This is a genomic window from Bifidobacterium sp. SKU, from assembly GCF_026016405.1.
Lineage (GTDB): Bacteria > Actinomycetota > Actinomycetes > Actinomycetales > Bifidobacteriaceae > Bifidobacterium > Bifidobacterium bifidum.
On the sequence record NZ_CP092890.1, the window covers coordinates 783275 to 803976 of the forward strand.

Consider the following 20702-nt stretch of genomic DNA (forward strand, 5'->3'; position numbering starts at 1 on the left):
AGTAACGTATCGGTATCGTTGGTAGCGGATAATCTCTTGTGGAATAGCATTTCATTTGATCTCGGAGGAAGCATGTCTGTGCGAGACGACCAGTTGGCGACACTGAACGTGGCCGGCAAGGACTATGACTACTACCGCATCGCCGACCTGCCCGGCGTCGACCATCTGCCGTACTCGCTCAAGGTCCTCGTCGAGAACCTGGTACGCAACATCGACGGCGCGAACATCACGGACGAACACGTCAAGACGCTGCTGAACTGGGCCCCGCAGGCCCAGCCCAGCCATGAGATCCAGTTCACGCCCTCGCGTGTGATCATGCAGGACTTCACCGGCGTGCCCTGCATCGTGGACCTCGCCACCATGCGCGACGCGGTCAAGGATCTCGGCGGCGACCCTGAGGTCATCAACCCGCAAGTCCAGTCCGACATGGTCATCGACCATTCCGTGCAGATCGACAAGTACGGCGTGGCTGACGCGGTCCAGCAGAACATGGACATCGAATACCAGCGCAACGGCGAACGCTACCAGTTCCTGCGCTGGGGCCAGCAGGCGTTCCGCAACTTCCGCGTGGTGCCGCCGGGAACCGGCATCATTCACCAGGTCAACATCGAATACCTGGCGAAGGTCGTCATGACGAAGACCTCCGGCTTGGATGATGGCCGCGAGCTCGCCTACCTCGACTCCTGCGTCGGCACCGACTCGCACACCACCACCGAGAACGGCCTGGGCGTGCTCGGCTGGGGCGTGGGCGGCATCGAGGCCGAGGCGGCCATGCTCGGCCAGCCGATCTCCATGCTCGTGCCGCGCGTCGTCGGCTTCAAGCTCACCGGTTCGATCCCCGAGGGCGTCACCGCCACCGACGTGGTCCTGACCATCACCGACATGCTGCGCAAGCACGGCGTGGTCGGCAAGTTCGTCGAGTTCTACGGCGAGGGTATCGCCTCGGTGCCACTGGCCAACCGCGCCACCATCGGCAACATGGGACCTGAGTTCGGCTCCACCTGCGGCATCTTCCCGATTGACGGCGTCACGCTCGACTACCTGCGTCTGACCGGACGTTCCGAGGAGCAGGTCGCGCTTGTCGAGGCGTACGCCAAGGCCAACAAGCTGTGGGGCGACGCCTCCGACCCGGACTATGTCGAGCCGCAGTACTCCGAATACGAGGAGCTCGACCTCGGCACGGTCGTGCCGTCCATCGCCGGCCCGAAGCGCCCACAGGACCGCATCCTGCTGTCCGAGGCGAAGGACATGTTCGAGAAGACCGCACCCGCCTACGAGACCGACAAGACCGTCAAGGACCCGGTGGCCGTGTCCACCGACTTCCGTGGCGATTTCGACATCGAAAACGGCGACGTGGCCATCGCCTCGATCACCTCGTGCACCAACACCTCCAACCCGTCCGTGATGATCGCCGCCGGCCTGATCGCCCGCAACGCGCACGCCAAGGGATTGAGCCCCAAGCCGTGGGTCAAGACCTCGCTCGCCCCCGGCTCGCAGGTCGTGGCCGACTACCTCAAGGCCGCGGGCCTCCAGGACGATCTCGACGCGCTCGGCTACCAGCTGGTCGGCTTCGGCTGCGCCACCTGCATCGGCAACTCCGGACCGCTGCTGCCCGAGATCTCCGAAGCCATCAACGCCAACGACCTGACCGTCACCGCCGTGCTGTCCGGAAACCGCAACTTCGAAGGCCGCATCAGCCCGGACGTCAAGATGAACTACCTGGCCTCCCCGCCGCTGGTCATCGCCTACGCGCTCGCCGGCACGATGGACTTCGACTTCGAGACCCAGCCGCTCGGTACCGACGCAGACGGCAATGACGTGTATCTGAAGGACATCTGGCCGACCAACGAGGAGGTCGCGGCCGTGGTTGACGGTACCGTCAGCCGCGAGATGTTCCTCAAGGACTACGCCTCCGTGTTCGACGGCGACCACCGCTGGAAGGGCCTCGACGTGCCCGAAGGCGAGCTGTTCGCATGGGACGAGCATTCGACGTACGTGCGCAAGCAGACCTTCTTCGACGGCATGAAGGCCACGCCGGAGCCAGTCGCCGACATCCACGGCGCCCGCGTGCTGGCGTTGCTCGGCGACTCGGTCACCACCGACCACATCTCCCCGGCGGGCGCGTTCAAGGCGTCCAGCCCGGCCGGCAAGTACCTGACCGAGCGCGGCGTGGAGCCGAAGAACTTCAACTCCTATGGCTCGCGTCGAGGCAACCACGAGATTATGGTGCGTGGTACCTTCGGCAACATCCGCCTGCGCAACCAGCTGCTCGCCTCCGTCGGCGAGGAGGTCACGCCGGGCGGGTTCACCTACGATTTCACGACTGGAAAGCCTTCGACGATCTTTGACGCCTCGCTCAACTACAAGGCCGCCGATATTCCGCTCGTCGTGCTGGCCGGCAAGGAGTACGGCACTGGCTCGTCGCGTGACTGGGCCGCCAAGGGTACGGTGATGCTCGGCGTCAAGGCCGTCATCACCGAGAGCTTCGAGCGCATCCACCGTTCCAACCTCATCGGCATGGGCGTGCTGCCATTGCAGTTCCCGGCGGGGGAGTCCTATGAGTCCCTGGGTCTTGACGGCACCGAGACCTACGACATCGCCGGCGTGGACGAGCTCAACAGCGGCGTCACCCCGAAGACCGTGCACGTCACCGCCACGCACACCGACGGCTCCACCACCGAGTTCGACGCAGTTGTCCGCATCGATACGCCCGGAGAGGCGGACTACTATCGCAACGGCGGCATCCTTCAGTACGTCCTGCGCAACCTCATGAAGTAAGCGGCCCGAAGTCCCTTGACCCCATGGTCAAGGGACTTCCCTTTTCTCCTCTTTCTTCCCCTCCTTCTCTCCCTCTTCCTTTCCTCTTTCCGGGAGTTATCCACAGGCGCGACACGCCCGGACTGCATTGCACAATCCTCGGTAGCATCTCCATAGAACGGCTGTATTGCAATGGTTCGGCAACGTGGCATGACTATTGTGCGGCGCAGTCCGGGCGTGTCACGATCGAGCCTTCGACCACATTGCCCGAAAACCTGAAGACCGGGCCGGAAAACCTGTTACCGTTCGTCCATGTTTGAGATGCGAAACGAACCGCCATCGAACCAATACATGCGGCATCAGGCATGGCTCATCCAGCGCTATTACCTGAAGCGTTGCCGGGCGGTCAGGGATACGCTGGAGCATGAGCCGGTATTCGCGTTGTCGTCGGCGCTGGGGCTGATGGGCATTGCACCGCCCGAGACCGCCGTCCTTGATTTGGGCAAGGAACATATCGTCGTTCGGAATCGTGACGCGCGACGCGGTCATCCCGCCAATGTCGTGTGTCACGCGTGGTCATTGCTGGACGACCGTATCGTAATCCGCATCTTTGATCTGTACTGCACGTCACCCGCCGCGACGTTCGCCCAATTCGTGCGGTTCAACTGGTTCGAGGAAACAATTATATTGGCGGATCGGCTGACATGCCGTGACGAGCGGCTGAGGCGCGCGACCCAACAGGAACTGATGGACTTCCTTGATGAGCGGAAGGTCTATGGCGGCAAGGCCGCACGCCGGGCGTTGCGTTTGTCTCGTCCGAACACCGATTCCCGGTGGGAACGGGAGCTGCGTCTGGATGCGATGAAATGGGGATTGCCGAATCCGGAGGCGAACCATCCGGTCGATTTGGAGTCTGGATTGGCATGGCTTGACATGGCATACGAGAAGTATCGCGTGGCGATGGAATTTCATGGGCAGCAGCATCTGGAACAGTATGTAGCGGACACGAGGCGCATGAACGCATTGGCGGCCAAGAATTGGGTGGTGCTTCCGGCCTGGCAGAGTACGGTGCTTGACCAGGCCGAACTGCATCGATACTTCAGTCAGGTGGCCGCCGCTTTGGAGCATGCCGGTGCCGTCGGTTTTCTGCATCCGCGCATGGATCTGTGGACGTTGAGCGGCAATCCGGAGCTGCTGGAACCGTTTTGACGTAGGAGCGACCGATTGGTATATGGTCCGAGACAGGGATGGCAGTCGTCGTGATACGACACGCCCGGAGTGCGCAGCACGACCGCCGAATAGTCGCTGCAAGGTAACGGTATAAACCCGTTCTGGACTCCGGACACAACGATTGCGCTGTGCAATCCGGGCGTGTCGTGTTATGGAAACACCGGTGTATCGAGGAAAGAGGGAAACTTGAAGAGAGAAAGTCGGGAACAACAGTTGAGGGGCATGGAACAGATGGAAGAGAGACGGCCGGCAGGATGTGGGAGAAGTCCTCGGACCGGGATAAAGAAGGACCGTTTCGCTGGCATTTACGCCAGCGAAACGGTCCTCGAGTAGTGACGGACGATCCCGTCACGCGAGGCCGGAGAGCTTGTTGATAAGCTCGGGGTCTCGCGTGGCGCCCTTGTCGGCGGAGCGCGCGAAGGCGGCGTACGCCTTGAGGGCCTGGCTCACCTTGCGGTCGCGGTGCGCCACGTAGCCATCGCCGGCCTCCAGTTCGTGGCGGCGCTCGGCCAGCTGCTCGTCGGTCAGCTCGACGTTCACGGAACGGGCCTCGATGTCGATGTCGATGATGTCGCCGTTCTTGATGAGCGCCACCGGGCCCTTGTTCGCCGCCTCGGGAGCCATGTGCCCGATGGCCAGACCCGAGGAGCCGCCGGAGTAGCGACCGTCGGTGAGCATGGCGACCTGCTTGCCGATGCCCTTGCCCTTGACGAAGGACGTCGGGTACAGCATCTCCTGCATGCCCGGGCCGCCCTTCGGACCTTCGTAACGAATCACCAGCGCCATGCCGGGCTTCAGCGTGTCGTCGAGGATCACCTCGATGGCCTGCTCCTGCGAATCGACCACCAGTGCCGGTCCGCGGAACTTCCAGATCTCCTGCGGCACGCCCGCGGTCTTGACGACGCAGCCGTCGGGAGCGAGGTTGCCGCGCAGCACGGCGAGACCGCCCTCGTGGATCTCCGGATGGTCGATGTCGTGGATGGCGCCGTTGGCGCGGTCGCGGTCCAGCGAGTCGAACAGCGTGGTGTGCGTCCACGGTTCGGGAGAGATGATGTGGCCGGGAGCCGCCTTGTACATCTGCTGGGCTTCTTCGGTGCAGGTGGGACGCATGATGTCCCAGTCCGCCAGCTTGGCTTCCAGCGTCGGGTAGTCGATGGAGTGCACGTTGGTGTGCAGCTTGCCGGCGCGGTCGAGCTCGCCGAGGATGCCGGTGATGCCGCCAGCGCGGTGAATGTCGGAGATCTCCCACTTGCCGGACGGCGAGGCCTTGCAGATGCACGGCACGGTGTGCGAGATGCGCTCGATGTCGTCAAGCGTGAAGTCCACGTCGGCGGACTGCGCCATGGCGAGGATGTGCAGCACGGTGTTGGTGGAACCGCCCATAGCGACGTCCATGGTCATGGCGTTCTCGAAGGCCTCCTTGGTGGCGATGGAGCGCGGCAGTACGGAGTCGTCGGAATCGTCGTAGTACTGGTGAGCGATCTTGACGACCTGCTTGGCGGCACGCTTGAACAGGTCCTTGCGGTAGGAGTGGGAGGCGAGGATGGTGCCGTTGCCGGGCAGTGCCAAGCCGATGGCCTCGGTCAGGCAGTTCATCGAGTTGGCGGTGAACATGCCAGCGCAGGAGCCGCAGGTCGGGCAGACGGTCTTCTCATAGTTGAGCAGTTCCTCATCGGAGACGCTGTCGTCAGCGGTGGCGTACATCACGTCGATGAGGTCTGTGCTCTTCTTGGTGCCGTCGGCGAGGATCGTGGTACCGGCCTCCATCGGGCCGCCGGAGACGAACACAGTGGGGATGTTGAGGCGCAGCGCGGCCATGAGCATGCCGGGGACGACCTTGTCGCAGTTCGGGATGCAGATCAGTGCGTCGGCGCAGTGCGCGTTGCACTGGTATTCGACGGTGTCGGCGATGATGTCGCGGCTGGGCAGGGAGTACAGCATGCCGGTGTGGCCCATGGCGATGCCGTCGTCGACGGCCATGGTGTTGAACTCGCGCGGGATGCCGCCGGCCTCCTTGATGGCCTCGGAGACGATGCGGCCGACCTTGTTGAGGTGGACGTGGCCGGGCAGGAACTCGTCGAACGAGTTGGCGATGGCGATGATGGGCTTCTTGCCCATGTCGTCACCTTTGACGCCAGCTGCACGGTAGAGGGCTCGGGCACCTGCGAAGACGCGCCCGTTCATGATTTTTGCAGATCGCATTTCAGTCATGGTTCTATTCAAGCTCTTGCAAGGGACACGCGACATGTCAAGAGTCGGAATATGGGATTTTCATAAGTGTTACAAAACTCACAGTGGATTAAGCCTATGTAGCCTTTTATGTTGTCTGCGAGTCGGCAACGAACTGGCAGAATCCACCGGACCCGCTCCGGTCGCTGCGTGAGGCTATAATTGCTGCGGTTGAGATAGATTTCCATCATGTGATTCGGAGACTTGCAAAAATGGCAGAAGAAACCAAGGATACCGAGGTCAAGGGCAACGAGGAGTTCGGCACCGCGCCCGTGCCCGAGGGTTTCGCGAACCCGCCGATCGACGATCTGATGAAGCACGCCGATTCCAAGTACGCGCTGGCCATCTTCGCCGCCAAGCGCGCCCGTCAGATCAACTCGTACTTCACCCAGCTCAACGAGGGTCTGCTGCAGAACGTCGGCCCGCTGGTCGAATACCAGAACCAGGAGAAGCCGCTGTCGATCGCTTTCCGCGAGATCGACGAGGGCCTGCTGGAGGAGACTCTGGGCGAGGATGATCTGAGCGAAGGCAACTGATTCGTCTGAATCCGTCCGGTTCGCTGTACGCGGTATTTGCTTTTTCTGGGGCGACACTCTTGCCCTTGACGGCGGTGACGTGTACAACTGAGCGTCAGGAGCGAACGGCTTGGGGCTCGCGCCGACCGAAGGTCTGGCACGGGCCCTTTTCGTAGCCTGTTCAGGTCCTGCAACAACAGAATGAACCAACGTATCATTGTGCCTTATCCGCAAAAGGCGGGTAGGGCGATAAGTCCGAAAGAGGGATGATATGACCAATCAGGAGCGCAAGCTCATCTCGGCCGAATCTGTGACCGAAGGCCACCCCGACAAGGTATGCGACCAGATTTCCGACGAAATCCTCGACGAACTGCTTCGGCAGGATCCGCAGTCGCACGTCGCCGTCGAGACCTCCGCCGCGACCGGCGTGTTCCTCGTGTTCGGTGAGGTGACGTCAAAGGGGTATGTCGACGTCCAGTCCACCGTGCGCGAGACGCTGCGCCGCATCGGCTACACGTCTTCCGAGGTCGGCCTCGACGCCGACTCCTGCGGCGTGATCGTCGCCATCACCGGCCAGAGCGCCGAGATCAATCAGGGTGTGGCGCGCCTCACCGGCGAGAAGGAGACCGAGGCCAGCCGCGAGGAGCGGTACGAGGCCCAGGGCGCCGGCGACCAGGGTGTGATGTTCGGTTACGCCACCGACGAGACCGACGTGCTGATGCCGCTGCCGATCTATCTGGCCCACCGTCTGGCCTTCCGCCTGACCGAAGTGCGCAAGTCCGGCGAAGTGCCGCACCTGCGCCCGGACGGCAAGACCCAGGTGACCATCGAATACGACGAGAACGACAAGCCGTTGCGCGTCGACACCGTGCTGATCTCCACGCAGCACGACCCGGAGGCGAGCCGGGAATGGCTGGCCGCCCAGCTCAAGGAGCATGTCATCGACCCGGTGCTGGACGAGGTGCTCGGCGACGGCGTCAAGCATGACGATTACCGTCAGCTCGTCAACCCGACCGGCTCGTTCGTCCTCGGCGGTCCGGCTGCCGACGCCGGCCTGACCGGCCGCAAGATCATCGTCGACACGTACGGCGGCGCCGCCCACCATGGCGGCGGCGCGTTCAGCGGCAAGGACCCGTCCAAGGTCGACCGTTCCGCCGCGTACGCGACCCGCTGGGTGGCGAAGAACATCGTCGCCGCGGGGCTGGCGCACCGTGTCGAGCTGCAGGTCGCCTACGCGATTGGCGTGGCCGAACCGGTGTCGGTCAACGTCGAGACGTTCGGCACCGAAATCGGCGTGACCCGCGAGCAGATCCAGCAGGCCGTGCGCAAGGTGTTCGACCTGCGTCCCGCCGCGATCATCGACGAGCTTGACCTCAAGCGCCCGATTTACGCGAAGACCGCCGCATACGGCCACTTCGGCCGCGTCGACGTCGAGTTCCCGTGGGAGCGCACCGACAAGGTCGACGAGCTCAAGGCCGCCATCCGCTGACTGGCAAATCACAACGATCACCCTCGGTTTCACTTCGTAACGTCCCCGCCAGCGGAGGCTGCCGCGAAGCGAAACCGGGGGTGATCTTGTCTATACACACAACATGCATACACAGAAAAGCCGCCGGACACCCCGAGAAGGTTGCCGCCTGAGGCGAACTTCACCGGTGGCGTGATACAAATGAACCATGAGTACGAATGACGCGCAGCAGTTGGCGTTTGACGGCATGGCGCCGCGCAAACGCCGCAAGCGCGCGCCCGCCGAGAAGATTGTGGCCGCGGAAGACCCGATCGCGCAGGTGGTGCTGGACGTGCAGGCGACCCATCTGGGCCAGACATTCGACTATCTCGTGGAGGAGCGGTGGTCGCAGGCCGCACGGCCCGGCGTCATGGTGCGGGTCCGGTTCGGGGGCAGGCTCCTCAACGGCGTGATCTGGAAGCGCGCGGCAGCCAGCGCCACGCCCCGCTCCGCGCTGAGATTTCTTGAACGGGTGATCAGCCCGCACATGCTGGTATCCGAATCCATGCGTGACGATATCACGCGCATCGCCGACGCCTATGGCGGCACGCGGGCCAACATACTTCGCCTGGCGGTCCCCCCGCGCGTGGCGCGCATCGACGGCGAACAGCAACTGGCCGCGCGTTCGCTATGGGTGGGAAGGCCCAGATTCTCGCACATCTCGGACGAACTGATGCAACGGTGCTTCGACACGATACAGGCTTCATATGACGGCGCCGCCATGCTGCGCTCATCCCTGGAGGGCAGCTCGTTCGCCGCCCTGGTGATGGATGCGCGTCCGGGAGCGCGTGCGTGGGCTCGTGACGCCGCGTGGATGATCGCTGCCGCGATGAGGCAGAACCGTGCCGCCGTGGTGGTCCTGCCCGGGATAAGACAGTGCGAGGATCTCGCCGTTGCCCTGGAGGGACTGGGACTGTCCCGTTTCGCGCCGGGCGGCGCCGAGCATGGCGGATACTCCGGTGACTTCGTCGTGCTGGCCGCAGGACTGCCGCCGGCGGAACGGTACCGTGCCTATCTGGCGGCGGCGACCGGTCAGGTCGGGTGCGTCATCGGACTGCGTGCCGCCATGTATGCTCCGGTCGAGGGGCCGGCCCTGTTCATGATGGTGGATGATGCCGCCTACCAGCAGGCCGACGGGATGATGCCGTACGCGCAGGCACGCGGCGTCATGCGTCTGCGCGCCGAGTCGCACGGGGGAGTGTTTGTGGCGCTGTCGTACGCCCGTAGCCCGTTGAGCCAATGGGAATGCGAGGACCACACGGCCGTGACTGCCGTGAGCGGCCCGAGCGCATCCGTCACGCCGTTGCCAGCCGCTCGCAGGGATCAGATGCCGTGGGTGCGGTGGCTGAACCGCGAGGAGCTGGCGCGTCTCGCCGACCCGAGCATAGGCGCCCGCGTGCCGCATACCGCGGTGACGGTGTTGTCGAAGGCCTTGCAGACAGGGCCAGTGCTGCTGTCCATCCCCTCGGACGGCATGCAGGAGGCGTTGAGCTGCGTGAAATGCCATGCGCAGGCTCGTTGCGCGAAATGCACCGGCCCGCTGGGGCGCATGGGTGATGGGGTGCCGCGCTGCCGGTGGTGCGCTGCGGCGGCGGTCGACTGGCATTGCCCGCATTGCGGCTGCGAGCGCATGCGCGTGATACGGGTTGGCGCAACCGGCACCGCCCGCGAGCTGGGCGGCCTGTTCCGCGGTGTGTCCGTCGTCATATCGTCGCCGAGCCAGCCGCGAGGCGTCGTCGAGTACGTGGATGATGCGCCGCGCATCGTCATCGCCACGCCGGGAGCGGAGCCCCGCGTGCTGCCTGCATCCCGTCAATCGGAGCAGGATGCCGGCGAATATCGTGCCGTGGCGATCCTGGACGCGTGGAACAGTCTGTATGCGCCGGGTGTGGACGCCCGCGTGGACGCGCTGACGGCGTGGATGCGGGTCATGGCGTTGTGTGCGCCCCGCACTCGTGGCGGACAGGGTCTGCTGATTGGTGAATGCGATCCTGCAGTGGCCCATGCGCTGATGATGTGGGATTCGGCGTCGCTCGCCCGGAACGAATTGCTGGAGCGTGGGCAGGCCGGCATGCCTCCGGTGTGCGCGGTCGCATGCGTATGGGGGCGTCGGGATGCGGTGATGGCCGCCTTGGACGATATCGGCGTGCTGCGCGGCGATTGGGCCTCGCTGGATGTTGCGGGGGAGCCGATACCCGGCATGCTGGGGCCGGTGCCGATAGCGGCTCCGGTGACGGTGAGCGAACGCGAGCTGGAGAGCATGCAGGACCGGGTCAAGGCCTTGGTCCGTGTGCCGGTCGGCATGCGTGCCCAATTGGCCGTCCGCCTGCGGTCCGCGGTGGCGCGTCACATGGCGTCGCGCACTCCCGGCGAACTGCGGTTCCAAATCGATCCCAAGGATTTGATCTGATCCGAGAGATTATCCGCCGCGTCGAGGTGTCGTTTCGAGGAAAGCGGCGGTGTGACATGTCTGACTGCCGATTGAATCAGTATTCGGAACCTTTTGTTTCGGTTGGTGAGATGAGACGGGGATTCCTTGCCACGAAACGTCAGAAATCGCTGTTTTCGGCATTCGCCACTTCTTGTGCCACAAAATCGGATTTAACCGGTTGCATGTCGTTTCGAGCCATGAGACCGAAACTGGGAATCATTGGAAAATGGCCGATTCTGTTATTCGGAGCGGATTTTTCGTGTCGGTCGTGTGGCACGAAATGTCGAGAACGCTTGTTTTTCGCATCTCGTGGCAATGTATTCGGTCGAGAAATGCATCTCACCTGTGCGCAAAACTATTCGGGACATACCGGAACGTGTGGTCGTGGAACGGCTTCGATGACATAAAACAACATGCGACCGAAGGGCGGAATCGTTTTGACCAGGCCGTCACTGCATCCGGTGCCACCATGCAGGCCGGGCCTGATTCACTGGCGGAGACCAAGACGGCCGGCGAGGCGCGGAAGGATTCCTCTTTCCGAGAATACTCTAGCTCAGACGGGTGCTGGCACGGCGACCGTTGTCTTGCTCACGGCGATTATGGCGCTGATTGATGTCGGCGTATATGACATCTGCCGCGTAGATTCGGGGCTGCCGAAACGATTCGGACGAAAACTTTCAGACGCGGCGCTTATAGTTGCATGCCGGAATGCATCGGTGCGGCGGATGATTCGCCGCGTCGTCTCGATGGCATGGAACCATGGATGTGCGCGGCCGCGCGCCGCGGAATCGTTCATTGGAATCGTTCATATGGATGGAGGCATCATGAAGGGTTGGCCGGGCGAACCGGATATGGAACATGACGTGCTGGTGGCGCAGGGACCCGCCGCGGCCGCCGACGGCAAGCCGATCAGCAACGTGATTTTCGACTTCGGCAACGTGCTGATCTACTGGGATCCGTCCGTCGTGCTGCTGCCCAGGTATTCGCAGGAGACCATCGACCAGTTCCTCGACAATGACATCTCCGGCTTCTACGACGCGAACGACCGCATGGACGGCGGCGCAAGCCCCGACGAGGGCGTGGCATGGATGCGTGAGCATTACGGCGACAAGTGGGCGGATATTTTGCGCTACTATCTCGACAATTTCGAGGATTCCCTGACCGGCGTCGTGCCGGGTGCCCGCGTGCTCGTCAACGATCTGAAGGCCGCCGGCATTGGAGTATGGGGCCTGTCGAACTGGGAGAAGGAACTGTTCCCGATCGCGCTGAAGCACTGCGAGATCCTGCAGCGGCTCGACGGCCGTCTGGTGTCGGGGTACGTGCACATGCGCAAGCCGCACAAGGACATCTACGAGAAGGCCCTGGAGGAGTTCGGCATCAGCGCCGAAAGCAGCGTATTCATCGACGACAAGGCGATGAACATCGCGGGCGCGAACGAGGCCGGCATCCGCGGCATTCGCTTCTCGGACGCCCGCAAGCTGCGCGAGCTGCTGATCGAGCAGGGCATCGATATCCCGGCGGTTCAGTGACCTCCGCCCGTCCGCACGTCGTCAGGCGTTCGACGATGATGACAGGGCAGATGGCCTGAAGTCCCAATACCGTGGAAGGAAACGGAACACATGTTGAAAATCCTCTTTGCCGGCACGCCTGACGTCGCGGTGCCGTCCCTGCGCGCCCTCGCCGCGGACAGCGAGCACTTCGAAGTGGTCGCAGTGCTCACCCGCCCGGACGCGCCCACCGGACGCGGACGCAAGCTCACGCCCAGCCCGGTCAAGACTGCCGCGCTGGAACTGGGATTGCCGGTACTGGAATCCGACCCGGCCGAGCCGACGTTCCTTGACGAGCTGAAGGTCACCGGCGCACAGGCCGCCGCGGTCATCGCATACGGACGAATCCTGAAGCAGTCCGTGCTGGACGCGCTGCCCTGCGGCTGGTACAACCTGCATTTCTCGCTGCTGCCGCATTGGCGTGGCGCGGCCCCCGTGCAACGAGCCATCTGGTCGGGCGACGATATGACCGGCACCAGCGTGTTCCGCATCACGCGAGCGATGGATGCCGGCCCGCTGCTGGTGCAATCCGAAACGCCGATCGGCGAGCATGAGACCGCCGGCGACCTGCTGACCCGTCTGGGAGAATCCGGAGCGCTGGTGCTGCGCGACGCGCTGCGCACCGTCGAGGACGGTACCGCCGATCCCGTGGAACAGGCGGAAGGCGATTACCCGGTGGCGGAGAAGATCCGCGTCAACGACGCGCATATCGATTTCAGTGCGCCGGTGGAAGCGGTCGACCGTCAGATTCGCGCGTGCACGCCGAATCCCGGGGCATGGACCGAACTGGATGCAGGCGGGCTCGGGCTCGACGACGGGCTGTCCACGCTGCACGTGCTGCGGGCGCACCCGGCCGATATGACCAATCCGAACGTACCCGGGTCGTTGGTGTCTGGGGCGCTCGCAGCTGGAAAGAAGAATGTCTGGATCGGCACAGGCTCCACACCTCTGGAATTGCTGGAGGTCAAGGCGCAGGGCAAGAAGGCGATGCGCGCCGCCGACTGGGCGCGAGGAGCCCGACTCTCCGAAGCCGCGCGCTGCCGGTAACGAGGTGCGCGTTGCGGACTGGAGGTAAGTGCCCCCCCCAGTCTCGCTGTCGCTCGCCCTCGCCTGCAAATGGCCCTGCCCTTTGCTTTATGGCTCGGCCCGCCAGCGGGGCAATTATCACGCTCCCGCTGGCGGGAGCTGTCGCGAAGCGACTGAGGGGGTCTTGGCGCTATCGCCGTGCGACGTCAGCGCAGGAAGTCCAGCACCTTGGTCAGGTCGCGCTCATTGATGGACTCGTGGGCGGCGAGCTGAGTCTTCGGCTTGGCGCAGAAGGCGATGCCGAGCCCGGCCGCCTGAATCATCGGGATGTCGTTCGCGCCGTCGCCGACCGCCACGGTCTGGCTCATGGGAACCCCGTCTCGGGCGGCCCACGCCTGCAATGCATGCAGTTTCACCGTCTTGCACACGATATTGCCCAGCACCTTGCCGGTCAGCGCGCCATCCACCACTTCCAGACGGTTCGCCAGCCAATGGTCGATATGCCCTTCGGCGGCGAGACGGTCAACGACCTCATGGAATCCCCCGGACACGACGCCGACCTTCCAACCATGACGGTGAAGCTCGTCGATCAGCGCCAACGCGCCATTGGTGAAGTGCAGCTTGTCGTGCACGGTGTCGAACACGCTCACGGGCAGTCCCTTGAGCAATGCGACACGCTCACGCAGCGCATCACAGAATTCGATTTCCCCGCGCATGGCACGTTCGGTGACCTTCGCTATCTCGTCGCCGCTGCCGGCCGCCTCGCCGAGCTCGTCGATGACTTCCTCGTCGATCAGCGTGGAATCCACATCCATGACAAGCAGACCAGGCTTCGACAGCGTCGGCGCGGCCGCGGTGCCGTCACCGTCACCCATGGTGTCCGAGGGCGATTGGTGCGCGGCCGCGAACGCCTCCACGTCGGACACGTCATACGATTCGTCAGAAGGTTGCAAAGTTTCGTCAAGCATACCGTCGATTGTCGGAAATCGTTGGGACAATATCCGGTATGCATGAATCCCTGCGCATATCGGCCTTCGCGCCCACTGCGGTGCACGGAGCGGGCGACTCCGGCTCCGCTGTCGGCGCCATTGCCAAGGTCATTGTGGCCGTCGCGGCCCCGGCGATTCGCCGGGCGCGTAATCTGATAGGGAAGCGTGCTCGAAAAAGGGGCGAACAGTGAACGATATCATGCACGACGGCACTCCGGATGGCATATGGAATTCGCAGGACCATCCGTCAGGCCTACCTGATTCAGGGCCGGTCTCATCGTCGGGCACGGGTGCCGAAAGCGCCACGGCACGACAGGACGTGAAGAAGATACGGGAGAACGTCGCACGTGAGCTGGCGGCCGCCAATGACCAGCTGATGGCCAAGAACCATGCGCTCGCGCAGGCGCTGTCGCGTGCGGGCAAGGAACTCACCAAGGCGAAGGCGCAGCTGTCACAGATGGCCCAGCCCCCGAAGACCTTCGCGACGATGGTCAAGGTCGACTCGTCGATGACCGACGAGCTCGGCGTCCAGCATGCGTCGGCCGAGATCCTGACGGGCGGCAGGCGGCTGGTCGTGCCTGTGGCCGCCAACGTCAACGCGTCCCGGCTGACGGCCGGCGCCTGCGTGCTGCTCAACGAGAACATGGTATTGGTCGAGCAGCGCGGCACTGACATGCTCGGCTCTGTCCGCACGATCCGCCAGGTGTTTGATGACGGGCGTCTGATCGTCGCGGATGGCGGCGGCAACCCCAGCGTGATCCGGCGCTCGGGAGCGTTGGCGCACGAGACGTTCGCCAACGGGCAGCGCGTCATCGTCGACCCGTCGGGCCGGCTCGCCCTGGAACTGCTGCCCGACGAGAACGATGCCGACCTGGTGCTGGAGGAGGTTCCCGATGTCACCTTCGCCGACATCGGCGGGCTTGACAGCCAGATCGAACGCATCCGGGACGCCGTGCAGCTGCCGTTCCTTCACCGCAGCCTGTACGAACGGTACAATCTCAAGGCGCCCAAGGGCGTGCTGCTGTACGGCCCTCCCGGCAACGGCAAGACCATGATCGCCAAGGCCGTCGCCCATGCGCTTTCGGATGGTTTCGGCAGGGGCAGCGGCGTGTTCCTCTCGGTCAAGGGGCCGGAACTGCTCAACAAGTTCGTCGGTGAATCCGAGCGTCTGGTGCGTCAGATCTTCACCCGCGCGCGCGAACGTGCCGCGGACGGCCGGCCGGTCATCGTGTTCATCGACGAGATGGATTCGCTGCTGCGCACCCGCGGCACCGGTGTCTCCAGCGACGTGGAGACCACGATCGTGCCGCAGTTCCTCTCCGAACTCGACGGCGTGGAGAGCCTCGACAACGTTATGGTGATCGGCGCCTCGAACCGCGTGGACATGATCGACCCCGCCGTGCTCCGCCCGGGACGACTTGACGTGAAGATCCGCGTGGACCGCCCCGGGGCGGATCAGGCGGCATCCATCATTCGCCACTATCTGACCGACGACCTGCCCCTGCAGCCCGGACTGGACGCCGACGGCCTGTCGCGCGTTCTGGTGCGCGACATCTACACGCGCTCGTCGCGACGGCACCTGTGCGACGCGTGCAACGACCAGGGGCAATGGTCGGCCATCTTCCTCTCCGACGTCGCGTCCGGTGCCATGCTCAAGAACATCGTCGACCGCGCCAAGACGAAGGCGGTGAAGGCGTCCATTCTCGGCGGCGACGACGTGGCGTTGAACGTCGAGTTGCTGGGAGAGGCCGTGGAGGACGAGTTCGTGGAGACACGAGGGTCGGTAATGGACGTCGATCCGGTGCAATGGTCGAGAATCAACGGCATGGACAACGGGCGCGTGGTCCGTATCCGTCCGGTTCCGCGCAAGGAAAAGGAGAACATGCAATGACCGTGCGACGGGTGATGGGCACGGAGACCGAATACGCGGTCTCGGCGCCCGCTGTCTCACATGCCAATCCGGTGCAGCTGTCGTTCGACGTAATCGGCGCTGCCGCCGATCCCGAACGTTCGCGCATACGCTGGGACTATCGTCAGGAGGACCCTGTCAACGACGCGCGGGGCACCCGTCTGGAGAGGGCCGCGGCCCGCCCCGACATGCTTACCGACGAGCCGCAGCTCAACATCGTCAACGTCATCGCCCCCAACGGCGGCCGCATGTACGTAGACCACGCGCACCCCGAATACTCGGCGCCGGAGACCACCGACCCGTTCGAGGCGGTGCGGTACGACCATGCCGGCGACCTGCTGATGCGGCGGGCGGCCGCGTCGGCGAGCGTGGGAACGGGGCACGACATCGTCCTGCACCGCAACAACGTCGACGGCAAGGGCGCCAGCTGGGGCACCCATGAGAACTACATGATGCTCAGATCGGTGCCGTTCGACACGGTGGCGGCGCTGATGACCGCCCATTTCGTCTCACGGCAGATCTACGCCGGATCCGGCCGCGTCGGCATAGGGGAGCGCAGCGAGACCGCCGGATACCAGCTCAGCCAGCGTGCCGACTACATCCACGCGATCCTCGGACTGCAGACCACCTTCGAACGCCCCATCGTCAACACGCGCGACGAATCCCACAGCCCATCCGATTATCGTCGCCTGCACGTGATCGTCGGCGACGCCAACCGCATGGACGTGCCGCAGACGCTCAAGCTGGGCGTCACCAGCATGCTGCTGTGGCTGGCCGAGCACGCGGACGAGACCGGCTATGATCTGGCAGCGCTGCTGGACTCCATGGCGCTCGTCGACCCCGTGTCGGCCATGCACACGGTGTCGCACGACCTGACGCTGCAGGCCGAGCTGCCGCTGCGCGACGGGGGCGTCACCAACGCGTGGATCATGCAGGTGAGGCTGCGGGCCGCCGTGTACGAGATGGGGGCGCTGGTGTACGGCACCGACACGCGCGGCGAGCCGCTGTGGCCGGACAAGCCCACCACCGGCATCATGGCGCTGTGGGGGCAGGCACTCGCCGACGTGGCCGCCATCCGGCATGCCGACGACGATACGAGACTGAATATGCAACCCGAGGCGTCGCGGGTGGAATGGCTGATGAAATGGCAGCTGCTGGAGCGTCTGCGCCGCAGGCACGGTTTGTCGTGGAACGATCCGAAACTGCGGGCGATCGACTTGGGGTGGGCCGCCTTGGACCCGGTCCGCTCGATATTCGAGAAGGTCAGGTCGCGCACCGAGCGCACGGTCGACGACCGGCAGGTCGCCGATGCCGCTGGCAATGCGCCGCAGACCACGCGCGCATGGCTGCGTGCCGCGGTCGTGAACCGGTATGCGAGCCAGGTGGTCGCTGTCTCATGGTCCCATCTGACCGTCCGCAGGCATGATGCGCCGCAGACGGGGGAGGAGTCGTACGGCAATGCGAGCCGTCCGATCGTCCGGCCGTCCGACCTGTGCTCGCTCGACATGTCCGATCCGTGCGTCTTCGACAAGGCGCACATGGCCGCGTTCGTGGACGGCACGCGAAACGCCGATGAGCTGATAACGCAAATCGATCGGAACATCACCGCCGGAAGGTAATATCGATACAGGCATGAAATGGCATTACCGTGAGCGCACCACTGGCCGATGCGCATCGTGGGGCAGCCATGATGGCGAGCGATGACGATCAAAGGCGCGAACGCCACGACCAGAGACAACGACCGACAGACGAGGTGTTGATACAGACATGGATTTGCGAGAAATGACACAGGCCGTCGCCCAAGTGGCGCGGCATGCCGGCAGGCACGCCCTTCAGGAGCAGGTGAATCCCCACGACCTATCCACGACGATGGTGTCGCCCGGCGAGACGAAATTCACTAGCGAGGTCAACACCCGGCTGATTCGCTATACCCGCGCGCGACTGTCCGAAATCGAACCGTTCCAGGGCTTCTGGGAGGAGCGTCCGGAGGACAACCAGCCGGGGGAGAGGTACTGGTGCGTCGGCAATATCGACGGAGCCATCAATTTCATCCGCAACATGGCCGAATGGACCGTGACCATCTCACTGTTCGAGTTCGACGAGCACTGCCATGCGCGCCCGATCATGGGTGTGGTCCATGCGCCCGCCATGGGCATCACGTACATGGCGGCGAAGGGCCAGGGCGCCATCAGGATACGCCGCAACCCCGTGGGCGGCGACAAGCGCGAGAAGGTCATGCCGTCGATCACTGCGACGCTGGATGGCTCCGTGGTCAGCTACGGCATGTCGTATGTGCCGGAGGAGTCCAAGCGGGCCCTGTCCGCGGTAGCCTCCATCGCGGGTAAACCGGCCGATATAAAGCGAGTGGGTCCGGCTTCGATGGATTTGTGCAAGGTGGCCGACGGCACGTACGACGCCTATTTCGAGCCTCACCTGCACAAGTGGGATGTTCCGGCCGTCTCGGCCGGCGCCGTCGTGGTATGGGAGGCGCAGGGGCGTCTGAGACAGTGGAACGGCGAGCTGATCCATTGGCGTCGCGAGAACGATGTCGTGGCGTCGAACGGCCTGATCGACGACGAGCTGCAGCCGTATCTGCAGTGATTGGGCGCATACAGACATATGCAGGCGTCTGCCGGCGGTGACGAATACGTGCGTGCGTGGCAGATGTCTGCGATTCGGTGACGGCATGCCGGATGTCCGGCCTGTGCCGGCATCGGCGGAAGAAGAAAACCGGAAGGAAAGGGAGGGACGGATATGCCTCAGGAATTCGCTCACACGCGGTCGTCCTCGCAGAAGCAGGACACCGACGAACAGCTGAATGACGTGTCGATGGCGGCACAGGCCGAGACCGACGCGGCCGCGGACGCTCTCGACGCGGTGCTGGACGACATCGAATCCACGCTGGAATCCAACGCCGAGGAGTACGTGAACAGCTTCGTGCAAAAAGGCGGCGAATGATGCCGCAGCTGCGTGACAGCGGCAATCACGGGAGTTGGCAGGAAGCGCGGAGGTCTTCGCAGTTCCAGGGATTCGCCCGCATTTTCGGCGTGGAGACGGAGTACGGCGTATCGGTGACGGGTTCGGACCATCCGGTCGACGCGGCGCAGGTCGCGATGATGATGTTCCAGCCTGTCGTGTCCCGCGCGCGTTCCACGAACACGTACCTGACCAATGGTTCGCGGCTGTATCTCGACGTCGGCTCCCACCCGGAGTATGCGACCGCCGAGGCCCGCGATCCGATGGACGCCTTGCTGCAGGATCTGGCGGGGGAGCGGGTCATGGCCGGATTGGCCCTCGACGCGCAGGCCCGGCTTCGTGCCAGGTACGGGGACGGCGTGAACGTGCACGTGTTCAAGAACAACGCGGACTCGGCGGGCCACTCGTTCGGGTGTCACGAGAACTATCTTGTACGCCGATATGTGCCTCTGGAAACCGTCGAGCACGAGCTGCTGCCGTTCCTGATAACGAGGCAGCTGTACACCGGAGCCGGGCGGGTCACCGATCAGGGATTCGAGATCACGCAGCGGGCGGACTATCTGGATGAGGCGGTGTCATCGGCGACGACGCGGTCGCGCCCCATGGTCAACACGCGTGACGAACCGCACTCGGATCCGGATGAATTCCGCCGGCTGCATGTCATCATCGGCGACTCCAATCGTTCGCAATGGGCGACATGGATGAAACTCGCCGTGACGCATCTGATTATCTGCGTCATCGAGGCGGCCGCCCGGCTCGGTGAGGATTCCGGTTTCGCGTCGTGCGCGTTGGCCGATCCCGGTGCCGCGAACCGTGCGGTCAGCGCCGATCTGACATGCGTGACCGCCCGGCTTCGTCTTGCTGACGGCTCCGAACCGGTGTCCGCCGTGCAGATGCAGCGCAGGTACCAGGCCGTCGTCCGTGATTTCATGGAACGTCATCATGATGCCGTTGACGACGCACTGCCGCGCACGGACGTGGATCAGATTTTTTCCGCATGGTCGCTGGTTCTTGACCAGTTGGAGGCCAGCGATGTGGAAGCATTGTCGGATCGTGTCGACTGGGCGGCGAAATACCGCCTGTTCCAGGCGCTGAAACGCCGCAAGGGCGAAGTGACGGACGCCATGCGCGAACGGCTGGACATGGATTACCATGACATCGTCAACGGTTCGCTGTATCCGTCAATGCTGCGTCGAGGCGTGATGCGGCAGCTGGCCACGCCCCAGCAGGTGGAGCATGCCGTCTCGGAACCGCCGGCCGATACCCGTGCCGCGTTGCGCGGGGCCTTCGTCGCCAAGGCGCTGTCCACGCAATGCCGGTTCTCCTGCGACTGGACGCGATTGTCCGTCATGGCTCCCGAACGCAGCGAAGTCGTGCTGCTGGACCCCTTCGAATACCAGGCGAATGCCGACGTCCAACACCTGATGAACCTGCTATAACGCCCCGCTGGCGGCTGAGCCGTCGGCGAAGTCGACCGGGGGCGCCGACCGGAGGCGCCCCAGCCCAAGCCCAGATACGGAAAAGCCCCTGACTCTTCATTGGTCAGGGGCTGTATTTGTTCACCATGATATCGAAATCGGTGACAG

The 20702-nt window shown here is 63.9% G+C and carries 14 protein-coding genes and 1 riboswitch; of the genes, 12 read left to right on the forward strand and 2 right to left on the reverse strand.

Translation table 11 applies throughout. The features are described from left to right. Positions 1-72: 72 nt before the first annotated feature. Together acnA and MMB49_RS03295 are read left to right on the forward strand one after the other, a co-directional pair. The gene (acnA, locus tag MMB49_RS03290; protein ID WP_013363285.1) at positions 73-2778 is read left to right on the forward strand and encodes an aconitate hydratase AcnA; all 2706 of its coding nucleotides are present in this window, start codon (positions 73-75) and stop codon (positions 2776-2778) included. Positions 2779-3108: 330 nt separating this feature from the next. Continuing rightward, positions 3109-3966: a DUF559 domain-containing protein gene (locus MMB49_RS03295; RefSeq protein WP_229940939.1), complete on the forward strand. Its 858-nt coding sequence runs from the start codon at positions 3109-3111 to the stop codon at positions 3964-3966. 369 nt (positions 3967-4335) lie between these two features. Here the strand turns inward: MMB49_RS03295 and ilvD are convergent, their stop codons facing one another. Beyond that, positions 4336-6198: a dihydroxy-acid dehydratase gene (ilvD, locus tag MMB49_RS03300; protein WP_047271781.1), complete on the reverse strand. Its 1863-nt coding sequence runs from the start codon at positions 6196-6198 to the stop codon at positions 4336-4338. Between the two features lie 230 nt (positions 6199-6428). On the opposite strand from ilvD, the gene rpoZ reads away from it, so the two are divergent. From rpoZ to fmt, 5 genes are all read left to right on the forward strand, one after another. Continuing rightward, entirely contained in the window at positions 6429-6752 is a 324-nt protein-coding gene (gene rpoZ, locus MMB49_RS03305) for a DNA-directed RNA polymerase subunit omega (protein ID WP_003812470.1), read from the forward strand. Positions 6753-6941: 189 nt separating this feature from the next. Further along, a riboswitch (SAM riboswitch) is annotated at positions 6942-7007 on the forward strand. Next, positions 7003-8220 carry a methionine adenosyltransferase gene (metK, locus tag MMB49_RS03310; protein ID WP_013363287.1) on the forward strand — a complete coding sequence of 406 codons (1218 nt, stop codon included), beginning with the start codon at positions 7003-7005 and terminating at the stop codon, positions 8218-8220. It overlaps the preceding riboswitch by 5 nt. A 187-nt stretch (positions 8221-8407) precedes the next feature. Continuing rightward, the gene (locus MMB49_RS03315) at positions 8408-10648 is read left to right on the forward strand and encodes a primosomal protein N' (protein WP_047271783.1); all 2241 of its coding nucleotides are present in this window, start codon (positions 8408-8410) and stop codon (positions 10646-10648) included. 845 nt (positions 10649-11493) lie between these two features. Continuing rightward, positions 11494-12198, forward strand: coding sequence for an HAD family hydrolase (locus tag MMB49_RS03320; RefSeq protein ID WP_003812477.1), 705 nt, complete (start codon positions 11494-11496; stop codon positions 12196-12198). A 90-nt stretch (positions 12199-12288) separates the two neighbouring features. After that, positions 12289-13263 carry a methionyl-tRNA formyltransferase gene (fmt, locus tag MMB49_RS03325; RefSeq protein WP_003812479.1) on the forward strand — a complete coding sequence of 325 codons (975 nt, stop codon included), beginning with the start codon at positions 12289-12291 and terminating at the stop codon, positions 13261-13263. Positions 13264-13448: 185 nt separating this feature from the next. Here the strand turns inward: fmt and serB are convergent, their stop codons facing one another. Beyond that, the gene (gene serB / locus MMB49_RS03330; protein ID WP_047272040.1) at positions 13449-14117 is read right to left on the reverse strand and encodes a phosphoserine phosphatase SerB; all 669 of its coding nucleotides are present in this window, start codon (positions 14115-14117) and stop codon (positions 13449-13451) included. A gap of 433 nt (positions 14118-14550) precedes the next feature. On the opposite strand from serB, the gene arc reads away from it, so the two are divergent. From arc to pafA, 5 genes are all read left to right on the forward strand, one after another. Next, on the forward strand, positions 14551-16122 hold the full coding sequence (gene arc, locus MMB49_RS03335; RefSeq protein WP_192829132.1) for a proteasome ATPase: 1572 nt from the start codon (positions 14551-14553) through the stop codon (positions 16120-16122). Continuing rightward, positions 16119-17759: a depupylase/deamidase Dop gene (gene dop / locus MMB49_RS03340; protein ID WP_047271791.1), complete on the forward strand. Its 1641-nt coding sequence runs from the start codon at positions 16119-16121 to the stop codon at positions 17757-17759. The genes arc and dop overlap by 4 nt, the downstream gene beginning before the upstream one ends. Positions 17760-17907: 148 nt before the next feature. Continuing rightward, on the forward strand, positions 17908-18741 hold the full coding sequence (locus MMB49_RS03345; RefSeq protein ID WP_047271793.1) for an inositol monophosphatase family protein: 834 nt from the start codon (positions 17908-17910) through the stop codon (positions 18739-18741). 153 nt (positions 18742-18894) lie between these two features. Continuing rightward, positions 18895-19098, forward strand: coding sequence for a ubiquitin-like protein Pup (locus MMB49_RS03350; RefSeq protein ID WP_003812488.1), 204 nt, complete (start codon positions 18895-18897; stop codon positions 19096-19098). After that, positions 19098-20555 carry a Pup--protein ligase gene (gene pafA / locus MMB49_RS03355; protein WP_047272042.1) on the forward strand — a complete coding sequence of 486 codons (1458 nt, stop codon included), beginning with the start codon at positions 19098-19100 and terminating at the stop codon, positions 20553-20555. The genes MMB49_RS03350 and pafA overlap by 1 nt, the downstream gene beginning before the upstream one ends. The last annotated feature ends 147 nt before the right edge of the window (positions 20556-20702 follow it).